20 protein-coding genes are annotated in these 22,983 nt (G+C 69.3%); 11 read left to right on the top strand and 9 right to left on the bottom strand.

What is annotated here, in order from left to right:
* From U874_RS0106305 to U874_RS0106295, 3 genes are all read right to left on the bottom strand, one after another.
* Positions 1–1,221, bottom strand: a complete 1,221-nt coding sequence (locus U874_RS0106305; protein WP_025133693.1) for a CaiB/BaiF CoA-transferase family protein — start codon at positions 1,219–1,221, stop codon at positions 1–3.
* Entirely contained in the window at positions 1,218–3,140 is a 1,923-nt protein-coding gene (locus U874_RS0106300; protein WP_025133692.1) for an acyl-CoA dehydrogenase family protein, read from the bottom strand. The genes U874_RS0106305 and U874_RS0106300 overlap by 4 nt, the downstream gene beginning before the upstream one ends.
* Before the next feature lie 122 nt (positions 3,141–3,262).
* A complete protein-coding gene (locus U874_RS0106295; protein ID WP_025133691.1) occupies positions 3,263–4,177 on the bottom strand; it encodes a LysR family transcriptional regulator in 915 nt (304 codons plus the stop codon).
* 143 nt (positions 4,178–4,320) lie between these two features.
* On the opposite strand from U874_RS0106295, the gene fabG reads away from it, so the two are divergent.
* Positions 4,321–5,151 (top strand): 3-oxoacyl-ACP reductase FabG, encoded by an 831-nt coding sequence (fabG, locus tag U874_RS0106290; RefSeq protein ID WP_232755880.1) that lies wholly within the window; start codon positions 4,321–4,323, stop codon positions 5,149–5,151.
* A gap of 23 nt (positions 5,152–5,174) precedes the next feature.
* On the top strand, positions 5,175–5,606 hold the full coding sequence (locus U874_RS0106285) for a MaoC/PaaZ C-terminal domain-containing protein (protein ID WP_029987796.1): 432 nt from the start codon (positions 5,175–5,177) through the stop codon (positions 5,604–5,606).
* Positions 5,607–5,641: 35 nt separating this feature from the next.
* Here the strand turns inward: U874_RS0106285 and U874_RS0106280 are convergent, their stop codons facing one another.
* Complete coding sequence (locus U874_RS0106280) at positions 5,642–7,480, bottom strand: long-chain fatty acid--CoA ligase (protein ID WP_025133688.1); 1,839 nt, start codon at positions 7,478–7,480, stop codon at positions 5,642–5,644.
* 140 nt (positions 7,481–7,620) lie between these two features.
* Between U874_RS0106280 and U874_RS0106275 the strand changes: the two genes are divergently transcribed.
* Together U874_RS0106275 and U874_RS0106270 are read left to right on the top strand one after the other, a co-directional pair.
* Positions 7,621–8,298, top strand: a complete 678-nt coding sequence (locus U874_RS0106275) for a 1-acyl-sn-glycerol-3-phosphate acyltransferase (RefSeq protein WP_029987794.1) — start codon at positions 7,621–7,623, stop codon at positions 8,296–8,298.
* Between the two features lie 140 nt (positions 8,299–8,438).
* A complete protein-coding gene (locus U874_RS0106270) occupies positions 8,439–9,809 on the top strand; it encodes a class II 3-deoxy-7-phosphoheptulonate synthase (RefSeq protein WP_025133687.1) in 1,371 nt (456 codons plus the stop codon).
* A 66-nt stretch (positions 9,810–9,875) separates the two neighbouring features.
* On the opposite strand, the gene U874_RS0106265 is transcribed toward U874_RS0106270, so the two are convergent.
* The 3 genes from U874_RS0106265 to U874_RS0106255 are packed head-to-tail and all read right to left on the bottom strand — an operon-like array spanning position 9,876 to position 12,897.
* A complete protein-coding gene (locus U874_RS0106265) occupies positions 9,876–10,817 on the bottom strand; it encodes a TAXI family TRAP transporter solute-binding subunit (protein ID WP_036057897.1) in 942 nt (313 codons plus the stop codon).
* A complete protein-coding gene (locus U874_RS0106260; protein ID WP_025133685.1) occupies positions 10,814–12,247 on the bottom strand; it encodes a HAMP domain-containing sensor histidine kinase in 1,434 nt (477 codons plus the stop codon). The genes U874_RS0106265 and U874_RS0106260 overlap by 4 nt, the downstream gene beginning before the upstream one ends.
* Positions 12,244–12,897 carry a response regulator transcription factor gene (locus tag U874_RS0106255; RefSeq protein ID WP_025133684.1) on the bottom strand — a complete coding sequence of 218 codons (654 nt, stop codon included), beginning with the start codon at positions 12,895–12,897 and terminating at the stop codon, positions 12,244–12,246. Before U874_RS0106255 ends, U874_RS0106260 begins: the two co-directional genes overlap by 4 nt.
* Before the next feature lie 193 nt (positions 12,898–13,090).
* Between U874_RS0106255 and U874_RS0106250 the strand changes: the two genes are divergently transcribed.
* Positions 13,091–14,554: an MFS transporter gene (locus U874_RS0106250; RefSeq protein WP_081809914.1), complete on the top strand. Its 1,464-nt coding sequence runs from the start codon at positions 13,091–13,093 to the stop codon at positions 14,552–14,554.
* A gap of 69 nt (positions 14,555–14,623) precedes the next feature.
* Here the strand turns inward: U874_RS0106250 and pknB are convergent, their stop codons facing one another.
* Positions 14,624–16,609: a Stk1 family PASTA domain-containing Ser/Thr kinase gene (gene pknB, locus U874_RS0106245; RefSeq protein ID WP_025133682.1), complete on the bottom strand. Its 1,986-nt coding sequence runs from the start codon at positions 16,607–16,609 to the stop codon at positions 14,624–14,626.
* A 94-nt stretch (positions 16,610–16,703) separates the two neighbouring features.
* Between pknB and U874_RS0106240 the strand changes: the two genes are divergently transcribed.
* Positions 16,704–17,051, top strand: a complete 348-nt coding sequence (locus U874_RS0106240) for an Rv2175c family DNA-binding protein (RefSeq protein WP_025133681.1) — start codon at positions 16,704–16,706, stop codon at positions 17,049–17,051.
* 79 nt (positions 17,052–17,130) lie between these two features.
* Here the strand turns inward: U874_RS0106240 and U874_RS0106235 are convergent, their stop codons facing one another.
* Positions 17,131–18,231, bottom strand: a complete 1,101-nt coding sequence (locus U874_RS0106235; RefSeq protein ID WP_025133680.1) for a polyprenyl synthetase family protein — start codon at positions 18,229–18,231, stop codon at positions 17,131–17,133.
* 72 nt (positions 18,232–18,303) lie between these two features.
* Between U874_RS0106235 and U874_RS0106230 the strand changes: the two genes are divergently transcribed.
* The 5 genes from U874_RS0106230 (at position 18,304) to U874_RS0106210 (ending at position 22,978) form a co-directional block, all read left to right on the top strand.
* Positions 18,304–18,687 (top strand): DUF3040 domain-containing protein, encoded by a 384-nt coding sequence (locus U874_RS0106230; protein WP_025133679.1) that lies wholly within the window; start codon positions 18,304–18,306, stop codon positions 18,685–18,687.
* 466 nt (positions 18,688–19,153) lie between these two features.
* Positions 19,154–19,585, top strand: coding sequence for a division/cell wall cluster transcriptional repressor MraZ (mraZ, locus tag U874_RS0106225; protein WP_025133678.1), 432 nt, complete (start codon positions 19,154–19,156; stop codon positions 19,583–19,585).
* 10 nt (positions 19,586–19,595) lie between these two features.
* Positions 19,596–20,564, top strand: coding sequence for a 16S rRNA (cytosine(1402)-N(4))-methyltransferase RsmH (gene rsmH, locus U874_RS0106220; protein WP_025133677.1), 969 nt, complete (start codon positions 19,596–19,598; stop codon positions 20,562–20,564).
* Positions 20,561–21,151 (top strand): hypothetical protein, encoded by a 591-nt coding sequence (locus U874_RS0106215; protein ID WP_025133676.1) that lies wholly within the window; start codon positions 20,561–20,563, stop codon positions 21,149–21,151. The genes rsmH and U874_RS0106215 overlap by 4 nt, the downstream gene beginning before the upstream one ends.
* A gap of 27 nt (positions 21,152–21,178) precedes the next feature.
* Positions 21,179–22,978, top strand: coding sequence for a penicillin-binding protein 2 (locus tag U874_RS0106210; RefSeq protein ID WP_025133675.1), 1,800 nt, complete (start codon positions 21,179–21,181; stop codon positions 22,976–22,978).
* The last annotated feature ends 5 nt before the right edge of the window (positions 22,979–22,983 follow it).

Here is a 22,983-nt window from a genome sequence, read left to right as displayed (position 1 = left end):
TTATCGAACTGCAGTCTGCGTTGCGCGCGTGATCGCTCCGCTGACTTGGAGCGCCGCGATGCGCTCCTCGGAGTAGCCGAGTTCGGACAGTACCTCCTCGGTGTGCTCGGAGAACAATGGTGGAGGGCGGCGGATCACAGTTGGCAGGTCCGCGAACCCCAACGGGGCACGCAGGAGCTTTAGTACGCCGGCGGTCGGGTGAGCTACGGACTGGATGAGTCCGCGAGCATGGATCTGCGGGTCGGCCAAGGCATCGGAGATGGTGTGGATCGGACCGGCCGGGACTCTGAGGGCGCGGAGCCTGCTGAGGAGATCATCCGCGGTTCGAGCGGCGCAGGCGGCTTCTACCAGGGGGAGAAGTGCTTCGCGGTGCGTGATGCGGGCGCTCGCCGTCGAGAACCTGGAGTCGGATGGAAGCCCGGCGAGACCGAGTTCCGAGCACAGCCGGACGAACTGGGCGTCGTTGCCCACCGCAATGATGATGTCGCGGTCCCGCGTCCGAAATCGTTGATACGGCACGAGCGTCTGATGCTGATTCCCGTATCGAGGCGGTTCGGTTCCCGAATTGAGGGTCGAGGTGCCGAGGTTCAGGAGGGAGAACACCATGGAGTCCAGGAGTGCGAGATCAAGGTGCTGCCCGGTACCCGTGCGATCCCGGGCGCGGAGCGCCGCGAGGATCGAGATTGTTGCATGAAGACCGGTGAGCATGTCGGCGAGCGCGATCGGTGCTTTGGTTCCCTCGCTGTCCGGTGCTCCATTCGCACTGACGAAACCGCTTCGTGCCTGAGCGAGGATGTCGTAGCCGGGCTGGTCTCGATCGGGGCCGCTCTGCCCGAAGCCGGTGATAGAGCAGAGGACTACGCCGGGGTTGATGCGGCGGAGTGCGGGGTACGCGAGTCCGAGACGCTCGAGAGTCCCGACGGTGAAGTTCTCGACGACGACATCGCTGCGGCGCGCGAGCTCCGAGACGATCGCGCGCCCGTCGTCCGATGCGAGGTTTGCGGTGATGGCGCGCTTGTTCCGGTTCACTGTCGCGAAATAGAGCCCCACGCCGGCTGTGTCCGGCGGGAACCAGCCGCGCGTCTCATCCGGATGCTCGGGGCCTTCGACCTTGATGACCTCTGCGCCGAGATCTCCAAGCAGACTCGCGCAGAGCGGCCCCGCGACGACGCGGCTGAGATCGAGCACCTGGATTCCCGAAAGCGGGAGCTGGCGGGTCACCTGGGTGCGCCAATGTTCTCGAGGAGCGTGGCGACGGCGGGATCGACGGCCTCTGCGGGGACCTGTCCGCCGCAGAGAATCGCCTCGGCGAAGCTTGTCAGCAACACGTCCGTTGCGGCGGGTTCGAAGCGCGGCTCGCTGAGCGGGTGCGGGCGGAGCGCCGCCACGAGGATGGCGAGCTTGCGAGCGTTCCCGGTGTCGCGCAGGTGCACCGCGGCCTGTCCCAACAGGAGCGCTGCGGAGAAGAGATCGTACAGGGCATTCATCAATCCTGCGGCTCCAAGGTCGCGATGCTCCGACGTGAGATCTCCCAACTCGTCGACCCGCGCCTCGATCGCGCAGGTGCGTGATTCGAGGAGTTCCGCGAGTGCTCGAACTGCGTCCGAGTGCGGCGCCGTCCGGGTCGCACACGCGAGTTCGGCGCGGATCTCATCGAAGAGTGGACCCGAGGCGTGGTTCCGGAGGAGCGCGCGCTGCACATCGAGCGCGACAATGCTCGTCGTTCCTTCCCAGATGGAGCCGATGTGAGCGTCGCGCACCCGGCGGGCATCGCCCCACTCTTCGATGTAGCCGTTGCCTCCCCGCACTTCCATGCCCTCCGAGGTGACCGTGCGGGCGCGCTTGCAGATCACGCCCTTCACTATCGGCGTCAGGATCCGCAGGAGCCTCGAATCGGAATCTTGCGGGCTGCTCGCGTGACCTGACGGTGGTGCCTCAGCGAGCGCGCGATCGGCGCGTTCGTAGACCTCTGCGGTGCGGAAGACCATCGCCGTGGCGGCTTCCGAAGCGACGACCATCCGCAGGAGCGTGTCGCGCATCAGCGGTTTGGTTAGCAGCGGGCCGCCGAATGCCCAGCGCTCGCGGGCCGAGTGCAAGGCTTCAACGAGGCTGCGACGCATGAGCGCGGCCGAACGCATGGCGTTCGAGAGGCGCGAGGCATTCACCATCGACATCATCTGGCTGAACCCCGTCCCGAGTTCTCCCACCGGGTATGCAGTGGCTCCGTTGAGCTGGATCTCGCCGGATGCCATGGCTCGCGTCCCCAGTTTGTCCTTGAGTCGTTCGATGCGGTAGCAATTGCGCTCCCCGTTGGGGAGGAATCTCGGCATGAGGAACATCGCGAGTCCCGCTGTGCCTTCCTGTGCGCCCTCGGGGCGGGCGAGCACGAGCGCAACGTCCGCGGAAGCATTCGAGCAGAACCACTTCGCCCCGTGGAGCCGCCACCCGTCCTCATCGAGGCGGGCCAGCGCGGCGTTCGCACCGACATCGGATCCTCCTTGCCGCTCCGTCATGAATTGCGCTCCAGAAGCGAAGCCCGCGTCGGTACGTAGCATCGGCGCCGCGTACCGTGCGTTGAGCTCCGGGTCTCCGAACCTCTGAAGCACCCGGATCGCCGCGTCCGTCATGCTGAGCGGGCAAGCGAGTGCAAACTCGGCCTGCACGAAGAGATACCAGAACGCGTACTTGAGCGGGTGTGACACGGGTGCGGAGAATCCCGGAGTCGGTACGTGAGACATTGCGACGAGGCCGAACCGCTGCACGGCGATCTCGGTCATGCGCTCGTAGGACGGGTGAAACATGATCTCGTCCGTGCGGTTCCCCTGTCTGTCATGCGAGACAAGCTGCGGTGGGTGAGCATCTGCCTGTCGGGCGAGTTCGCTGAGTTCGCCACCGGCGAGCGCGCCCAGCGCACGCAGCAGCGGCTCGGCGGAGGCCTGTTCCCGAGCGGAGAGCGCGCGCGACAGGATGTCGCGGAGGTCGTGATCGAGCTCGTAGAGGTTGACTCCTGCTGCGTCGGGGAGCCGATCGAGCGCGTCAGGGGCTGAGCGAAGGGCCGTCGCTACGGCTCTTGCGTGTTCACGAGGCGATTGGCCCTGCTGGATGGGTGTCGTCGGGAGAGGGCTGTTCGGGAGATGCATGCGGCTGGTACTCCGTTCGCGAGGGCAGAGGAGAGTGGTGCGGCAACACTCTCAGCTGCGGGCCTCCGCACTGATGCAGAGTTCGCATACGCTGCTGCGCGGATGTGGAGCGACGGCCCCGACTACGTGCGTGATCGTCGCTCAAGGAGCTCTTGCGCGGCGCTCTCGGCGCACCGGAGCACCGAGATGAGCGCTGAATTCGTGTAGCGCGTGAGCCAGACCAAGCTGAGCCAAGCCGGCGCGAGGGCATCGTTCACAGGAATGAACTCGACTCCCGGGACCATCGCGTTGTCACGCACTGACGTGAGCGTCAGCGTGATGCCGAGGCCCTCGCGCACGAGCGCAAGCGCGGTCCAGCTATCGGGAGCCGAGTGCGCCACGGAGGGGAACACCCCGTAGCGCTCGGCGAGTTCGCAGAATCGTTCGCGAAGGACCGCCCGAGGGTGCTCAGGCAGGGCGATGAAGGGTTCGCCATGAACTTCACCGAATGTGATCGACGCTCGTGAAGCGAGCCGGTGGCCTGCCGGGACGGCGATGACGAACCCCTCCTCGGCGAGAGGCCTGATCGAGATTCCGGCGGGGACCGAATCCCACCGTCCCAGCACGGCGTCGACTGAATGGTCGAGCACGTGATTGAGTCCTTCGGCGGCTACGCTCGTCCTGACGAGTTCGAGCGTGACTCCTGGGTACCGCTCGGCGACGAGCGCAGTGACCCGTGCGCTGAATCGGTACGATGTCGCGCCGGTATACGCGAGAGTGACCGTGCCCGAGAGACCTGCTGCGGCCTCGACGACGCTCGCCACCGCCTGGTCATGGCTGCGCCGGAGCGCCTGCGCGGGCGCGCGCAGCGCGCTGCCGGCCGGGGTGAGTCGAACGCTTCTGCTGCTGCGCTCAAAGAGCGCTGTTCCGAGTTCGTGTTCCAGGCTCCGGATCGTTCGGCTGAGCGTGGGTTGGGTGAGGAAGAGTCGATCGGCGGCCCTGCCGAAATGGAGTTCCTCCGCCAGAGTGAGAAACGCGATGACCTGGTGATGCTCCATTCGGGTGTTCCTTTCAGGCGCCGTTGATCAATGCAACTCGTGTCGTGCACGGATGCGTCATCCCCAGTGGGCATCAGCGTAGTCATGGCTCAGACTGGCCGCATCCGGAAGGGCCGGAACAACGAGCAAGGGAATGAGCCACCGTGGAAGATCTGCTGGAGAGCGCGTCTGCAGGGAAAGCGCCACCCATGACTGGGATCCGCCGTTTCACCGGGCAGCGCGCCGTCGTCACGGGTGCGGCGACGGGAATCGGGTATGCGACGGCCTTGCGCCTCGCGCGAGAAGGAGCCCTGGTCGGGGTCCTCGATCTCAGCGCATCAGACGCGAAGAGCGCGGCCCAGACGATTGTCGAGGATCACGATGTGCAGTCTGCCGGTGGAAGAGCCCGGGGGTTGTGCGCCGATGTCGCGCTGGGGCCGACGGTGGAGGCCGCCCTCCAGTCCTTCGTCGGCGAAACCGGCGGACTCGAAGTACTCGTGAACAATGCGGGGATCACGCGAGACGAGTTGTTCTTCCGAATGCGGCGTACCGATTGGAACGCAGTTCTGGAGACGAATCTGACCGGTGTGTTCGTGTGCGCGCAGGAAGCACAGCGGTACATGGTCTCTGCGCGGTATGGGAGGATCGTCAACCTCAGTAGTCGCGCCGCGCTCGGAAACCGTGGCCAGGCGAACTACTCCGCCGCGAAGGCCGGAGTGCGGGGACTGACTGCAACGCTCGCGATCGAGCTTGGCCCGTTCAACATCACCGTCAACGGGGTTGCTCCCGGATTCATCCGAACGAGCATGACGGATGCAACGGCGCGACGTCAGGAACGCGACCCGGCTGAGTACCGCGCGGAGATTGCTCAGCGGACTCCGCTGCGCAGGGTGGGGCAGCCGGATGAGGTGGCCGCCGCGATTGCATTCCTCGCGTCGTCCGAAGCTTCCTACATCAGCGGCCAGACACTCGGCATCGACGGGGGAGCCCGGTGACTGGGCGACTCCAGTTGGCCGAGGTGACGGCGGCGCCGCTCGGCTCGCTCCTCGGGACCACGTCGTCCCGGTGTGTGCACCAGAGGAGCATCGACCTATTCGCAGAGCTGACCGGCGATGACCAGTGGATTCATACCGACCCGGGGCGTGCTGGGAAGGGGCCCTATGCAGCAACAGTGGCTCATGGGTACCTGATCCTGGCGCTCTTGCCGGAACTCACGCGGGAGGTGATCAGCTTCCCAGCGGCCGGCGCGGTGCTGAACTACGGATCCGATCGCATCCGTTTCGTCTCACCCATTCGCGCGGGGTCGTCGTTCGTCGACTCCATCAGACTCACGGCGCTCACGCACCGTGCCGCAGGCCTCCTGCTCGGCCTGGAGCACACCATCGCTTCGAACGCGACGGGTGCAGTGCACTGCGTCGCTCGGACACTGACGCTCGTGCCCCCGCAATAGAGAGAGACACGAGCGTCAGCACCGCTCCGCGCGGGTCAGTTCCCGCGCTCGGGCTTCGTCTCGACGGCGGCGGTCTGCGGGTTGTCGCCGTAGAGCTTCGAGATCTCTCCCGCGAAGTCGCGGAGGATGGCGTCGCGGCGGATACTCATCTTCGGCGTCAGGTGCCCGTTGGCCTCGATGAACTCGGTAGGCAGGATCACGAACTTGCGGATCGACTCGGCGCGGGAGACGTACTTGTTCCCCTCGTCGATCGCGCTCTGCACCTCGGCGAGCACCTTCGGATGGCGCGCCGCCTCCGTGAGCGTCATCGTGGGATCCTCGCCCTGGTTGTTCAGCCAGGCGGGCAGCATCTCGGGGTCGAGCGTGACGAGCGCGGAGATGAACGGCTTCTGATCGCCGACCACGACGACCTGCCCGATGATCGTGTTCGCGCGGATCGGGTCCTCGAGCGCGGCGGGAGCCACGTTCTTCCCGCCGGCGGTCACGATGATCTCCTTCTTCCGGCCCGTGATGGTGAGGTAGCCGTCGTCATCGAGGTGGCCGAGGTCGCCCGTGCGGAAGAATCCGTCCTCCGTGAACGCATCGCGCGTCGCGGTCGGGTTGTTCCAGTACTCCTTGAAGACGTCGATGCCCTTGATCTCGACCTCGCCATCGTCCGCGATGCGGATCGTGTGGCCGGGGAGCGCGGGGCCGACGGTGCCGATCTTGAACTTGTCCGGCAGGTTCACGGACACGGGAGCGGTCGTCTCGGTGAGGCCGTAGCCCTCCAGGATCTTCACGCCGAGGCTGCGGTAGAAGTGGCCCAGGTAGTGGCTGAGCGGGGCGGATCCCGAGACCGCGTAGCGCACCTGGCCGCCGAGCTTCTCGCGCAGCTTCGTGAAGACGAGCTTGTCGAAGAGCTTGAACTTCAGGCCGAGCATGAAGGGGACGTGCCCCGCGTCGAGCGCCTCGGAGTGCTGCACGCCGACCTTCGCGGCAGCACGGAAGATCTTGCCCTTGCCCTCGGCCTCGGTGCTCTGCTCGGCGGAGTTGTAGACCTTCTCGAACACGCGCGGAACCGCGAGGAGGAAGGTCGGCTTGAACGAGCCGAGCGCGCGCAGCAGCTGCGAGGTGTCGGGCTCGTGCCCCACGCGCACGCCGGCGTGGACCGCGAGCACCGAGATGAACCGCGCGAAGACGTGCGCGAGCGTCACGAAGAGCAGCGTCGATGCGCCCGGCTGCACGACCTCGTTGAGCGCGGCGCCGGCGTTGCGGGCGAGGTCGACGAAGTTCGAGTGCGTGAGCACGCAACCGCGCGGACGGCCCGTCGAACCCGACGTGTAGATGAGCGTCGCCATGTCGCTCCCGACCGCGATGCTGCGGCGGCGCTCGATCTCGGCGTCGGGAACCTCGGTACCCGAGGCGACGAGCCGGGTGAGCGCGTCCTCATCGAGGCGCCAGTCGAGGGTGAGCGCGGGGAGGTCGCTGCGGATTTCCGCGACGCGCGAGGCGTGCTCGGCCGTCTCGGTGACGATCGCGCGCGCCCCGGAGTCCTCCAGGATCCAGTGGATCTGCAGGGGCGAGGAGGTCTCGTACACCGGGACCATCACGATGCCCGCGTAGTGCATGGCGAAGTCGATGAGCGTCCACGGGTAGCTCGTCTTGCACATCAGCGCCACGCGGTCGCCGGGCTCGAGGCCGGCGGCGGCGAAGCCCTTCGCGAGCGCGACGACCTGCGCGCGGAACTCGGCAGCGGTAATGTCGCGCCAGCCCTCACCCTCCGGAACGGCGAAGATCACGCGCTCGGGCGTGGCGTCGACGCGCTGCTCCAGCAGATCCGAGATGTTGTCCTCGGGAACGGAGGGGATCAGAATGGGCGTTTCAGTCTGTTTCACGGCAGCTCCCTTGATACCTGGTACAGGCCTTCACGGTGTGCGGCAATCTACCGCAGCTTCACAACTTCACCCTATACGCATACCGCTGGGGAGCCCTGGGGTCGGCTACAGTGGACTCCGTCGAGAGGAAATCACCGACTGTGCTCTACTGGTTCTTTAAACACCTGATCATCGGGCCGTTCTTGAAGACGCTCTACCGCCCGTGGGTGGAGGGTGCCGAGAACATTCCCGAGACCGGGCCTGTGATTATTGTGGGAAATCACCTTTCTGTGATCGACTCCTTCTTCATGCCGCTCATGATCGAGCGCCGGGTCTACTTCCTCGCGAAGAGCGACTATTTCACGGGCAAGGGCGTGAAGGGCTGGCTCGTGAAGACCTTCATGACCGCCGTGGGGCAGCTGCCGATCGACCGTTCCGGCGGCAAAGCGTCCGAGGCCTCGCTCAACACCGGCCTCAGCGTGCTCGACCGGGGCGAGGTGCTCGGCATCTACCCCGAGGGCACCCGCAGCCCCGACGCGCGGCTGTACCGCGGCCGCACCGGAGTCGCGCGCCTCGTGCTCGAATCGGGCGCGACCGTCGTGCCGATCGTCATGATCGACACCGAGAAGGCGATGCCGATCGGCGCGAAGGTGCCGAAGATCCGCCGCATCGGCACCGTGATCGGAAAGCCGCTCGACTTCACCCGTTTCGCGGGGATGAGCGCCGACCGCTTCGTGCTCCGCAGCGTGACCGACGAGATCATGCTCGAGATCCAGAAACTGAGCGGCCAGGAGTACGTCGACGTGTACGCGTCGAGCGTGCGCGCGAAGGCCGCGTAACCGGGCGTCACGAGGCGTCACCGGGCGTTCGCCCTGCGCGTGCAGCGAGGCGCGCGAGGCGCCCCGAGTAGTAGGCTGGGGGCTTGCGGCCCAGCCGCGTCCAAGGGGGAACCCCACCCACCGAGACAAAGGGATCGAAGATGACGAGCCAGACCATCGAGACTGCAGAATCGCGAGCGTTCGCGGGGCTTGACGCCTATCGCGCGCTCGAGGCGAAGCAGCAGCCGGTCTGGCCGGATCTTGCGGCAGCGGAGCGCGCCTCCGCGAATCTTGCCACGCAGCCCCCGCTTGTCTTCGCGGGCGAAGCGGATCAGCTGAAGGCCCGGCTCGCGGCCGCCGCGCGCGGCGAGGCGTTCCTCCTGCAGGGCGGCGACTGCGCTGAGACCTTCGAAGCCGCGACGGCCGACAAGATCCGCGATCGTGTGAAGACGCTGCTCCAGATGGCTGTCGTGCTGACCTACGGCGCCTCGATGCCCGTGATCAAGGTCGGCCGAATGGCCGGGCAGTTCGCGAAGCCCCGGTCGAGCGACACGGAGACCCGCGAGGGCGTGACGCTGCCCGCGTACCGCGGCGACATCGTGAACGGCTACGACTTCACGCCGGAGTCGCGCATGGCCGACCCCGAACGGCTCGTGCGCGGCTACCACGTGTCCGCGTCGACGCTGAACCTCATCCGCGCCTTCACGCAGGGGGGCTTCGCCGATCTGCGCCAGGTCCACGAGTGGAACAAGGGGTTCGTCTCGAACCCGGCGAACCAGCGCTACGAGTCGCTCGCCGCCGAGATCGACCGCGCCCTCAAGTTCATGGACGCGTGCGGTGTCGACCACACGGCACTCACGCAGACCGAGTTCTACGTGAGCCACGAGGCGCTGCTGCTCGACTACGAGCGGCCGCTCACCCGGGTCGACTCGCGCACGGGCGAGCTCTACGACACGTCGAGCCACATGCTTTGGATCGGGGAGCGCACGCGCGACCTCGACGGGGCGCACGTCGAGTTCCTGTCCCACGTGCGCAACCCGATCGGGGTGAAGCTCGGCCCGACCGCGACGGTCGACGACGCGCTGCGCCTCATCGACAAGCTCGATCCCGAGCGCGAGCCCGGCCGGCTCACGTTCATCACCCGGATGGGCGCGGGCAAGATCCGCGACGTGCTCCCCGGCCTCCTCGCCGGGGTCCGCGACGCGGGCGCCACGCCGCTCTGGGTCACGGATCCGATGCACGGCAACGGGATCACGACGGCGACCGGGTACAAGACCCGCCGCTTCGACGACGTGATGGACGAGCTGCGCGGCTTCTTCGAGGCGCATCGCGCCGTCGGCACGGTACCGGGCGGCATCCACATCGAGCTCACGGGCGACGATGTCACCGAGTGCCTCGGCGGCTCGGAGAACATCGACGAGGCGACGCTCGCGACCCGCTACGAGTCGCTCTGCGATCCTCGGCTGAACCACATGCAGTCGCTCGAGCTCGCCTTCCTGGTGGCGGAGGAGCTCAAGCAGACCGCTCGCTAGCGCGGCGCTGTCGGCCCCGGGCGCACTCGCTGCGCCCGGGGTCGACGTGCGCGCGGCGGTCCCCGCTTAGCCGTAGCGGCGGCGGTACTCCGCCGCGGCGCCCGGGTGGAGCGGGATCTCGCCCGTCTCGATGAGGCTCGCCGGCGTGAGGAACTGAATCCCCACGGCCCCGCCAGGCACGAGCGCCTCGGCGCGATCGATGAGCACGCCCACGAGCGCTGCGGCGGTCGCATCGGGGAGCGAGGGGCGGGCGAGCAGGTAGTTCGGGATCCCGATCGTGGTCGTCGCCCCGGTGCCGGGGTAGACGCCGCTCGGGATCCGCGTGGTCAGGTAGCGGTCGGGGTAGCGCGCCGCGAGCCCGGGTAGCGCATCGCCGAGATCGATGAGCGCGAGCGGTGTGGTCTCGGTGAGCTCGGCGAGGAGCGGCGTGGGCAGGCCGCCCGACCAGAACAGTGCGGAGATCCGACCCGCCGCGAGCTCGGCGATCGCCTCGCCGATGGGGAGCTCCCGCGCGCGGGTTCCCGCCTGCGCCGGCCCGAGTCCCTGCACCTCGAGGAGCCGTCGCGTCGTGAGTGAGGCGCCGGAGCCGGGCGCCCCGATCGATACCGCGGTGCCGCCGAGGTCGGCGAGCTCCGCGATCCCGGAGTCCGAGCGCACCACGCACTGCAGGTAGTTCTGGTAGACCCGGCCGATCGCCGTGACGTCCGGGCCGGGCAGCTCGGCCGTGTCGGCGAGTGCGAGCGCGAGGTCCACCGCGCCCGCGGCCAGCAGCGACGCATTCTCGCCGCTGCCGAAGGTCTCGCGGAGACGGAGCGGGGGATGCCCGTCCCGGGCGAGCTCGGCGCTGAGGAGCTCGCCGAAGTCGAGGTAGACCCCGCCCGGCTCGCCGCACGCGAGCGCGAGCCGGCGCTCGGTTCGCGGGGCCGCGCAGCCCGGCAGTGCGAGGGGGAGCGCGGCGGCGGCCCCCGCCGCGCCGAGGAGCGCCGTGCGCCTGCTGATCGCGTTCACGCCGCCTCCAGGGAGATCCGGGTGCGGAGCCCGCCGCTCGGCGAGCGGTCGACGGTCACCTCGGCGCGGTTCGCACTCGCGAGCTGCAGCACGATGGCGTAGCCCAGCCCGCTACCCGGCTGCTCGTCGCGCCCGGGGCCGCGCCAGAACCGCGTACCGACGCTGCGCAGCTCATCGTCGCCGAGCCCCGGCCCCGTGTCCGATACTGTGAGGATCTCCCGAGTCTCGGAGCGCTCGAACTCGGCCGTGAGGGAGACCCCAGGATCCGGCAGGTACTTGGCGGCGTTGTCCGCGAGGATGCCGACGATCTCCGCGAGGTCGTGGCGGCGGCAGCGCACCGTCGCGATGCGCTCGTCAGCTCGCAGCCGCACCCCGGCGGCCGCGAGCTGCGCGGCGTGCGGTGCCAGCAGTTCCGCTGCGGAGACGCTGAGCGCGGGAAGGTCGGCCGCGTCCGCGCCGCCCTCGGCGAGGAGGTTGGCGCGGTGCTCGGCGTCCGCGAGCGTGAGCATGCGATCGACGGTGTGTTCGAGCCGATCCAGATCCTCGTCGATCGCTGCGAGTTCCGTGGCGAGTTCCGCGGCATCGACGCCGGCGCTGTCCTGCCGGCTGTGGGGGATCCCCATCCCCGCGCTTCCGCGGGGAAGCGTGTCGATCCGAAGCCGGATCGCGGCGAGCGGGTTCCGGAGCTGGTGCGAGGCGTCAGCCACGAGGCCGCGCTGCTGCGCGAGTGTGGTCTCGACGCGATCGGCCATCTGCGTGAAGGAGGCTGCCAGACGGCGCAGCTCCGGGGGCCCGGACGCGTCGCTCAGGTCGAAGCCGCGCCCGCCCGCGACCGCATCGGTCGCTGCGCCGAGCGCGTGCACCGGACGGAGCACCCAGTTCGTCCAGAGCACTGACGCGATGAGCAGCAGCGCCAGGAGTGCGGCGCCCGCGCCGCCGGCCGCGATCCACCCGCCCGCGACGTCGGCGCGCGCCGCCGTCTGGTCCACCCGCAGCACGACCGCCCCTGCGGGCGCGGTCCCGTCCGTCGTCACGGGCTCTGCGACGACGTGCGTGCGCGCGCTCCAGGGCGTCACCGTGGGGAGCTGCCACTGCGGAACGCCGCGGAGCGCGGCGGTGGCGGCATCGGCCACCGCGCCCTCGGGTGCGATGTCGCCGACGGCTGCGACGGGTGTTCCGCGTGCGTCGACGACGAGCACGGCCTCGCCGTAGGTGTCGGCGAAGCGGGCGAGCGTGCGCTCGAGCCCGGCCGTGTCGCCGCGTTCGAGCGCGGCGTAGGCGCGCTGCGTGAGCTGACCGAGCGCGCTCGCGCGCTGCAGTTGCAACTGCTGGGTGCGCGATTCGGCGATCGCGGTGCCCGCCGGGATGAGCACGGCGACCACTGCGATGAGCCCGAGCACGAAGATCGGGAGGAGTACGCGGAGTCTCATCCGTGCGCCTCGAGCCGGAACCCCACCCCGCGGATCGTTGTGATCGTGAGCATGGGGAGCTTCTTGCGCAGCTGGGCGAGGTGGACGTCGAGGGCGCGGGAGTCGGCCGCGTAGTCCGCGCCCCAGACCGCGGTGAGGATGTCCTGCCGGGGGACTGAGGCCCCCGCCCTGCGGGCGAGCACGGTGAGCAGGCCCGCCTCGGTCGGGGTGAGCGCGACCACCGCGTCGCCGTGGTGCACCTCGTGCGTGGCGGCGTCGAGAGCGGCGGATCCGACCGGGAGGAGCTCGGGCGTCGGCTGCTCGTAGCGCCGCGTCACGGCGAGCAGGCGGGCGAGGAGTTCGTGCACCCGCACGGGCTTCACGATGTAGTCGTCCGCGCCGCTCCGCAGGGCCTGCACGGTCGAGCGCTCGTCTCCGCGCGCCGTGACGACGAGGACGGGGACCGAGCTCACGCGGCGCAGCTCGGCCAGTGCGTCGAGCCCGTCCATGTCTTCGAGGCCGAGATCGAGCAGCACCGCGTCGACGTCGCGGTACCTCGCGAGCAGCTCGTCTCCCCGGGCGACGCGGACGCACGTGTGCCCGGCCCGGGTGAGCGCCGCGGTGAGTGCCGCAGCGACCGAGCGATCATCCTCGGCGACCAGAACTCGCATGCGCTCCAGTATGCCCGCCATGGCCGCACGCCGCGCGGCCCGAGACGCGCGTGGTCCGGGATCGCACACGGAAGGCGAGGTGCGTTGTAAAGGGAGTGTTAAGGCGGGCTCGCCCGCCCGTGGGCCGCGCCCCCAGAATGACGGCGTGCGATCCCGCACGACCTCCTCCCCAAGCGACGACGATTGGACCTCCATGTCAGTGTCAACGACGACCGCGACAGCGCCCTCGATCCGGCGATCCATCTCCAACACGCTCAAAGGCTCCGCCGGCAATCTGGTCGAGTGGTACGACGTCTACGTCTACTCCGTGTTCCTGAGCTTCTTCGAGTCGCAGTTCTTCTCCGCCGATGAGCAGAACTCGACGCTGTACATCTGGGCCATCTTCGCGGTGACCTTCCTGATGCGCCCCATCGGCTCGTGGTACTTCGGCCGCTTCGCCGACCGGCACGGTCGCCGCCTGGCCCTCACGATCTCCGTCTCGCTCATGGCCGCGTGCTCCATGATCATCGCGCTCACCCCGAGCGCTGAGCTGATCGGCGCGTGGGCCGTGGCGATCCTCGTGTTCGTGCGCCTGCTGCAGGGCTTCGCCACGGGCGGCGAGTACGGCACGAGCGCCACCTACATGTCGGAGACGGCGGTTGCGGGCCGCCGGGGCTTCCTGTCTTCGTTCCACTACGTCACCCTCGTCGGCGGCCACGTGCTCGCGCAGCTCACACTGCTCGTCATGATGCTGACGATGACCCACGACCAGATCGCGTCCTGGGGGTGGCGCGTGGCGTTCGGGATCGGCGGAGTCGGCGCGCTGCTCGTGCTCTGGCTGCGCCGCACGATGGATGAGTCGCTCGGCGAGGAGACTCTCGCCGCGGTGCGCGCGGGGCACTCGGTCGAGTCCGGCTCCATGCGCGAGCTCTTCCGCTTCCAGTGGAAGCCGCTGCTGCTCTGCTTCCTCCTGACGGCGGGCGGCACGGTGGCGTTCTACACCTACTCGGTGACGGGGCCGAACATCGTGAAGTCGGCGTTCTCCGGGGGCGACGCGCTCGCGGGCACGGTGATCAACCTGATCGCCCTCACGATCCTCATGCTGCTGCAGCCGCTCGGCGGCTGGCTCGCCGACAAGGTCGGGCGGAAGACGCTGCTCGTCTTCTTCGGCACGGGCGGCGTGCTCTACACGTGGTTCTTCATCACGGCGCTCCCGGCCCAGCAGAACCCGCTCGCGGCGTTCGGGATCCTCGTCGTCGGCTTCATCATCCTCACGGGTTACACCTCGATCAACGCGGTCGTGAAGGCGCAGCTGTTCCCCACGCACATCCGGGCGCTCGGCCTAGGCCTCGGCTACGCGCTCGCGAACTCCGTATTCGGCGGGACGGCACCCATGCTCTACCAGGCGGCGGGCGACGCCGGACAGATCCCCTGGTTCGTCGGGTACGTCACGGCAGTGATCGCCGTGTCGCTCATCGTGTACATCTTCTTCCTCAGCAACCGCGGGCCGAACTGGCTCGACGATGAGCAGGGGATGCGGGAGCGCTTCCCCGAGCGCGGGGGCCGAGCAGCTGCGGCAGCCTCCGCCGCAGCTCCCCAAGCCGGTCCGGGCGCTGGTGCAGCGGCGGACCGTGCGGGAGCGGAAGCCGAGCGCGAGCTCCTGCCCGAGCCGCGATAGCGGATCCTGGGTGCCGCGCTCTTCGGGGATCCGGTCTCCGGGAGCGCGGCGCCGCCGCGCCGCCGTCAGCTAGAGCGAGATGGTGCTCTTCACGCGGATCTCGGTGCCCGCCTGCACCTTCTCGCCCGCAGCGGGCTCCGTCGCCGTCGCCTTCGCGAGATCCCTGAGCGGGCCGCCCGGTACGAGTGTGCTGGGGGAGAAGCCGGCATCCGTGAGGAGATCGAGCGCCTCCTGGAGCGGCTTCCCGCTCACGTCGGGGATCTCGAACAGCTCTGGCCCGAGCGAGACCTGCAGCCCCACCGCGTCGCCCGGGCGCACCGGGTCCGTGCTCGTGATGAGCGCCAGCACCGAACCCGCCGGGGTGTCCCGATCGTACGCCTCCGAGCCGAGGCCGGCATCGAGCACGAGCCCGTGCGACTCGAGCGTCGCGGTGGCGCGCTCCGCGGTGTCGCCGACGACATCGGGCAGCGGCCCGGCCGAGGCGACGAGGTCGACGCGTGCGCGCTCCGGGTACTGGGCCCCGAGCGGTTCGCCGTTCGTATCGAGCGCGGCGAGCACCGAGCCCTTCGCGCCATCGGCGAAGCGGGTGTCGACGACCTTGCCGAAAGTGAAGCCCGCGTCCTCGATCGCGGCGCGCGCCTCGTCCTCGCTGAGGCCGATGAGCGTGGGAACGTCCTTCAACTCGGGCCCGGTCGAGGTGCAGATCCGCACCGTGCTGCCGCGATCGACGCGAGATCCCGCCTCGGGCTCGGTTCGTGCGGCCTGGCCCGCGGGAATCGTGAGACTCGGGCACTCGAAGGCCTCGGGTACGAGCGTGGCCTCCTCGAGCGCGAGCTGCGCGGCAGCAACGTCCGCGCCGGCGACGTCGGGGATCGTGACCTGCGCGCCGGGCCCCTGGCCAAACCACCAGCCCAGACCGCCCGCGAGCACCGTCGCCCCCACGAGGGCCGTGGCCAGGATCCGGCCTCGGCGGGTGCGCCGGGTCGAGGCGGCCGCGGCGCGATCGATCGCCGTCGCGGGAGCGGGGGGCTCGCCGCTCGCGCCGCCATCGCCGAGGTCCGAGAGCACGGTGGTGCCACCCGGCAGGGCCGCACCCGCGTCGGGGAGCACTGTGGTGCCGCCCGCGAGCGGGTCGTGCTGCACGCCGTCGAGCACCGTCGTCGCGGACGAGGCCGCTCCGAACTCGAGCACGCGCGTCGCCCCCACGGGAAGGCTGCCCTCCAGCCGGAGCTGGGTGAGCGCGGCGAGCGCCTCGTCCGCGTCGCGCGGCCGGTCTTCGGGGTCGCGCTGCGTGGTCCAGCGCACAAAGTCATCGAGCTCGGGCGTCGCCTCGGGGCACTTCGCCGAGGGCGGCGGCACTTCGGAGTGCGCGTGCTGGTAGGCGATCTGCATCGGCTGCTCGCCCGTGAAGGGCTGCGTGCCGGTGAGCATCTCGTAGAACATGATCCCGAACGCGTAGAGGTCGCTGCGCGCGTCCGCGACGCCGCGGGTGACGAGCTCGGGGGAGAGGTACGCGATCGTGCCGAGGAGCGCCTGCCCGGTCGTGGTGTTCGCCGATACCGCGCGTGCGAGGCCGAAATCGCCGAGCTTGATCCGGCCGTCGTCGGCGAGCATCACGTTCTCGGGCTTGATGTCCCGGTGCACGATTCCCGCGCGGTGCGCGGCCGCGAGCCCGGACAGCACGGCTTCGCCGATCTCGAGGGTCTGCTCGGCGGTGAGCCGCTTCTGCTGCTTCAGGAGATCGCGCAGGGTGATGCTCGGCAGGTACTCCATGACGAGGTACGTGCGGCCCGCGTCCTGGCCCTGGTCGAACACGTTGACGAGGTTCGGATGCGAGAGGCGCGCGGCGCTCCGGGCCTCCTGCTCGAAGCGGCGGGTGAAGTTCTCGTCCTCCGCGAGGTGCTCGTGCATCACCTTCACGGCGACGCGGCGTTCGAGCCGCAGGTCGTTCGCGAGGTAGACCATCGCCATGCCGCCCCGAGCGATCCGCGAGCGGATCGCGTATCGCTCGTCGAGCGTATGCCCGATCAACGGGTCGGAGGGCGCAGAGGTCACAGCGAAAGTCTACGGAAGTTTGCCCGAGCGTCGCCCGACGCGCGCCGCGTTCCCGTGGATTGCGCTTCGCGGATCGCGCTGGCAAAGTGGAGGGGTGGCCGAGAACATCGCACCCGACAGGTCCTACTTCACGATTCCCGAGCTGGTGGAGCGCTTCGCGCTCACCCCGGGCAAGCTGCGCCGCCTGATCGAGGATCACCACCTCGCCGCGGTGCGGATCGACGGCGTCCTCATGGTCCCCGTCGAGTTCGTCCAGGACGATCACCCGCTGCCCTCGCTGCGCGGGACGCTCCTCGCGCTCCTCGATGCCGGATTCTCGGACGACGAAGCGATGGACTGGCTCTTCGAGGTCAACGACGAACTGGGCGAGCGTCCCGTCGACTCCCTCGTCGCCGGGCGCAAGAGCGCAGTGCGCCGCGCCACGCAGTCGCTCGCGTTCTAGCCGCCACGCGGCCATGCGCGCCGATGCGCGCCGTGAGCTCTGACGCGCGCCGCGAGTTCCGACGCGCGCCGCGGTCGAGCTACGAGGCGCGCCGCGCCGCGCGCTCGGCGAGTTGCAGCAGCTGCGCCGCAGACTCGGGCAACACCGGCGCGTTCCGCAGGGACGCCGTCGCGCGCTCGACATTGCGGGAGATCATCTCCTCGACCTGCTCGACGGCGCCGCTCTCGCGGATCGTGCGCTGCATCATCATGACCTGCTCCTCGTCGAGTTCGGTGCCGAGGAGATCGTCGAAGATGCGCCGCTGCGTCGTGGGGAGCTGCTCCCGAGCGAGCGTCACGAGGACGGTGCGCTTGCCCTCGACCAGGTCGTCGCCGATCGGCTTGCCCGTGAGCTCCTCGTCGCCGAAGACGCCGAGCTGATCGTCGCGGAGTTGGAAAGCCACGCCGATCGGGAGCCCGAACTCGGCGAGCGCGTCCTCCACCTCGGGCGCTGCGCCCGCGAGTGCCGCTCCGATGAGGAGCGGAGCCTCGACGCTGTACTTCGCCGACTTGTACACGAGCACCCGAGTCGAGCGCTCGAGCTGCTCCGCGTGCTCGGCGAAGACCGGCTGCTGCTCCTCGCGCACGTCGAGGTACTGGCCGACGGCCACCTCGCTGCGCATCCGGTTGAAGTGCTCCCGGGCGCGTCGCGCCGCGTCGCGATCCGGCGTTGCGTCGCACGCGCGCTGCATGAGCTCGTCGGCCCAGGACTGGAGCAGGTCGCCGAGCAGGATCGCCCCGGCGAGTCCAAAGTGGTCGGCGGACCCGACCCAGCCTTGCTGGCCGTGCATGGCCGCGAAGAGCCGGTGCACGGCGGGGCGGCCGCGACGCGTGTCGGAACGGTCGATGACGTCGTCGTGGATGAGCGCCGCAGCGTGGAACAGTTCGAGCGCGCACGCGGCGTCGAGTACGCGGTCGAGCTCGGGGGAGAGGTCCTCCGCGAGCTCGAGCGGGGCGGCGGCGCGGAAGCCGAGCACGGCGAACTGGGCGCGGAAGCGCTTGCCTCCCGTGAGGAAGCCAAACGCTTCGTCGAGCAGCGGCTGCGCATCGGGCCCGAGGGCGGTGAGCGCCGAGCGATGCTGCGCCAGCGTGTCGTTGATCCGCTCCTGAATAAGGCCTGCGAGTCGCGTCGTTTCTTGCACGCGACTAGCCTACTCTCGGCTGCGAGTCGTAGACTGTGGGGTACAGATCGTTTGAGTGTCGGGAGGATCGTCATGGCGCTGTCAGAACACGAGCAGCGGCTGCTTGACGAGATGGAGCGAGGGTTCTATCAGAGCGAGGCCGACGTGATGCAGACCGGTTCGGTCAGCCGGCGTCGCCTGAACTATCGCTCGCTCGTTCTGGGCATCGTTGTGCTCCTGGTAGGTATCGGTGCGCTCATCGGTGGAGTGGCTGCGCAGCAGTTGTGGTTGGGGCTCATCGGCTTCGCCGTCATGGTGGGCGGTGTGACCCTCATGATGTCTCGCGGCTCCGAGACCGTGACCGTTGAAGATGTACTGAACGGCGGCAACTCGGGCAGCAAGTCCGGGGCGCCGCGCGAATCGCTCAGCGAGCGCATGGAGCGCCGCTGGGATGAGCGAATGGAGGGGGAGCGCTAGACCGCTCCCGAAGGTTTCGGCGCCACGGCGCCCGAACGCTGAACCGGCGCACGGATTTCCGTGCGCCGGTTTTTTCGTGCCCGCGCACGCTCGCCGCGCACGCTCGCCGCGCACGCTCGCCGCGCCTGAGCGCCTGAGCGCCTGAGCGGACGCCGGAGCTGGCATGCGCGCGTCCTCTCCGACCGGGCCAGGTTCAGCCCGGGCTCCCACGCGGCCCCCACTCGCTCCACTTCCCTCCACGAAATCGCGATCTCGGCCGAAAGGCAGTCAAATGCCGCGGAATTATCAGGGAAGTGTCGCTGCAACGCGCCGAACCGGCGGAGCCCTCGGGTGCCGCTGTGCACTGTTCTGCGCTGGAATCACGCGGATGTCGCTGAGCGCTGGAAGAAAGTGGAGGGGAAACCCACCTAGGTGGAGGAAAGTGGAGTAGTGTGGTCCCAAGTCGATCCGGCGGAGGGAGGAACCCATGTTCCTGGGAACCTTCACGCCCAAGCTCGACGACAAGGGGCGGCTCATCCTTCCCGCAAAATTCCGCGACGAGCTCTCCGACGGGCTCGTCATTACCCGGGGGCAGGAGCACTGCCTCTACGTCTTCAGCGAGCAGGAGTTCACCGCAATGCACGAGCGCATCAGCCAAGCGCCGATGACCTCGAAGCACGCGCGCGACTACCTCCGCGTGTTCCTCTCCGGCGCTCACCCGGAGACGCCGGACAAGCAGCACCGCGTGACGATCCCGCCCGGCCTCCGCGAGTACGCGGGCCTGGACCGCGATCTTGCAGTGATCGGCGCCGGATCTCGCGCTGAGATCTGGGACGCGGGCGCCTGGGAGACCTACCTGCGTGAGCAGGAAGCCGCATTTTCCGAGACCGACGGGGAGGTGATCCCGGGCATGTTCTAGCCCGGACACGATGACGACCGATACCCGCGACCCCAGCGAGCTGCACGTCCCCGTGCTCCTCGACCGCTGCCTCGAGCTCCTCGCGCCCGCCGCGAGCCGAGACGGAGCCGTGGTCGTCGACGCGACTCTCGGCATGGGCGGGCACAGCGAAGCGCTGCTCGCCGCCCACCCGGGCCTCACCCTTATCGGACTCGACCGCGACACGGAGGCGCTCTCCCTCGCCGGGAAGCGCCTCGCGCGTTTCGGCGACCGAGCGATCCGCGTGCACGCCGTGTACGACGAGATCGCCGATGCCGTGCGCGGCGCCGGCTTCGACCGGATCGACGGCGTGCTCTTCGACCTCGGCGTCTCCTCGCTGCAGCTCGACGAGGCCGACCGCGGCTTCGCCTACGCCCAGGATGCGCCGCTGGACATGCGCATGGACCAGAGCCGCGGGGAGACCGCGGCCGAGGTGCTCCGCACGGCGCCCGAGGGGCGGCTCCGCGCGATCTTCGAGCGCTACGGCGAAGAACCGCTCGCCGGCCGCTACGCACGCGCCATCGTCGCCGCACGGGCCGAGGCGCCCATCGAACGCAGCGGCCAGCTCGTCGAGGTGCTGCAGCAGGCGACGCCCGCAGCGGTGCGCGATCAGCGGCACCCCGCGAAGCGCGTCTTCCAGGCGCTCCGCATCGAGGTGAACGGCGAACTCTCCGTGCTCGAGCGCGCGATCCCCGCCGCGCTCGATCTCCTCGGAACGGGCGGCCGTGCGGTCATCATGTCCTACCAGTCCCTCGAGGACCGCCTGGTGAAGCGCGAGCTCACCCGACGCAGCCGCTCGACCGCCCCCGCGGGGCTCCCGGTCGAGCTTCCCGAGCACCGTCCCGAGTTCCGCCTGCTCACACGCGGCGCCGAACTCGCGGACGACGCCGAGCGCGCCCGCAACCCGCGGGCGATCCCCGTGCGGCTCCGCGCCGCCGAACGAGCGAGGGATGTGCGATGAACAACACGGTTCCGGTCGAGTTCGACCTCGATCTCGACCTCGCCGCGCAGCCGGCCCCGGCCGGCCCGAGTGAACGCCACCTCCGGATCGCGCCCCCGGCGCCCCGGCAGGCGAAGCGCGCGGGGCTCAGCCCGCTCGTCGGCTCGCTCGTCGCGGTCGGCGTGATCCTCGTGATTCTCGCGACCCAGCTCGGGCTCAGCATCGCGATCTCGCAGGGCGCCTACGAGACCCGTGCGCTCGAGGTCGAGAAGCGCGACCTCGCGCGGGTCGAGCGCGTCCTCACGCAGAACGTCGACAAGCTCTCCTCGCCGCAGAACCTCGCGGAGAACGCCGCAGCGCTCGGCATGGTGCAGAACTCTCGGCCGGCGACGCTTCGCATGAGCGACGGGGCCGTGCTCGGCGCGCTGGAATCGGAGACCTCCGAGGCTCGGGGCAACCTGATCCCGAACGCGACCCTCGAGACGATGCCCGTGGTCGACGCCGCGGGGCTCCTCGTGCCGCGCGACGCGACGACCGGCGCTCAGCCGGACCCGAGCACACCGGCGGTACGGTGGCAGGGCAAGCTGCCGGCGCCCGAGACGCACTAGCCCGGCCGCGACGACGGGAGGAACGGAATGCGGAGTCTGCGCGGCGGTGCCCTGCGGCGCCTCATCGCGCTCATCATCGTCGTGGCGACGGCCGCGGTGTTCCTCATCCGGCTCGTCGACGTGCAGGTGATCTCCGCGCCGCAGCTCACGGAGGACGCGAAGGACAAGCGCGCGGTCCCGGTCGCGATCCCGAGCCTCCGCGGCGACATCGTTGACCGGAACGGCGAGGTGCTCGCCACGACCGATGAGCGCTACGACGTGAATCTCTCGCCAAAGAACACGAAGGTGAAGCAGGGGCGGTTCTGGCGGCCGGATCCCGAGCGCGGCGGCGCGGCGACCGTCGAGGTCACCGCGACGCAGGCCTTTACCGAGATCGGCGAGATCACGGGGCAGAGCGCCGACGAGATCCAGAAGATCGTGGACGACGCCCTCGAGATCAATCCGAAGTCGGACTTCGCCTATGTGCAGCGCGGGGTCGACCTCCAGCAGCTGAACGCGCTCAAGGAGCTCAACATCCCCTGGCTCACGTTCGAGAGCCACCACACGCGCACCTACCCGAACGGTGCCGTCGCGGGCAACATCGTCGGCTTCTCGGGCTTCGAGGACGTGCCCCAGTCCGGCGTCGAGGTGTCGCAGGACGAGTGCCTCACGGGCGTCGCCGGATCCGAGACCTACGAGCGCGGCGCCGACGGCGTCCCGCTGCCCGGCAGCGTCGTCGTCACGCGGCAGGCGGAGAACGGCGGCACGGTCGAGCTGACGATCGACCGGGACCTCCAGTGGGAGGCGCAGCAGACGATCAATGCGCAGGTGCAGGCGGTCGGCGCGGAGTACGGCTACCTCGTGATCATGAACGTGAAGACGGGGGAGCTCGTCGCCGTCGCCGAGGACGGTTCCGTCGACCCGAACGACGTGGACGCGTCGGACCCGCTGAAGCGGGAGGCCCGCTCCTTCGTGGCCCCCTACGAGCCAGGCTCGACCTTCAAGCCGCTGACGGCCGCCACGCTGATCGAGGAGGGCGCGGCGACCCCGCTGACGCAGAACCTCACCCCCGACTACCTTGAGCCCGTGCCAGACGCGCGCTTCGGCGACTCGTTCTCCCACGCGCCCATGCCGTGGACGCTGACCGGCATCCTGAAGGAGTCCTCGAACGTCGGTATCGCGACGCTCGGCAGCGTGCTCCCCGCGGAGACCCGCTACGAGTACCTGCAGAAGTTCGGCGTCGGCACCCAGACCGAGGCGGGCATGCCGCTCGAGGACTCGGGCCGGTTGCTCCCCGTGGACGAGTGGGATCCGCAGACCTCCTACAACACCATGTTCGGGCAGGGGCTCTCCACGACGATCGTGCAGACCGCCGGTGCCTACCAGGCGCTCGCGAACGGCGGCGTGCGCATTCCCCCCGCCGTCGTGAGCGGCTGCACCACGCCCGACGGGAAGACCGAGAAACTCGACCACGGCGAGGAGGTCCGGGTCGTGTCGGAGGACACCGCCGCGCAGGTGATGCAGATGCTCGAGACCGTCGTGGGGGAGGGCTGGTACAAGGACCTCATCAGGATCCCGGGCTACCGCATCGCCGGAAAGACGGGCACGGCCGAGCAGGCCGACGGCCAGGGCGGGTACCGCGAGGACTACGTCCACTCCTTCGCGGGCATCTTCCCGGCCGACGACCCGCAGTACGTCGCGGTAGCATCGATTGCGTTCCCGTCGGTGAGTGAAAACGGCGGTGTCGCGGCGATCAACAGTTTCCGCGAGGCCGCCGAAGCGACCATCCGCACGTTCCACATCCCGCCGTCCACCGGGGAGTACACCCCGCTCCCCACGGAGTACTAGACATC

Origin of the sequence: Leucobacter sp. PH1c (assembly GCF_000633415.1) — a bacterium.
Lineage (GTDB): Bacteria > Actinomycetota > Actinomycetes > Actinomycetales > Microbacteriaceae > Leucobacter.
This window is presented reverse-complemented; position numbering and strand designations above follow the sequence as displayed.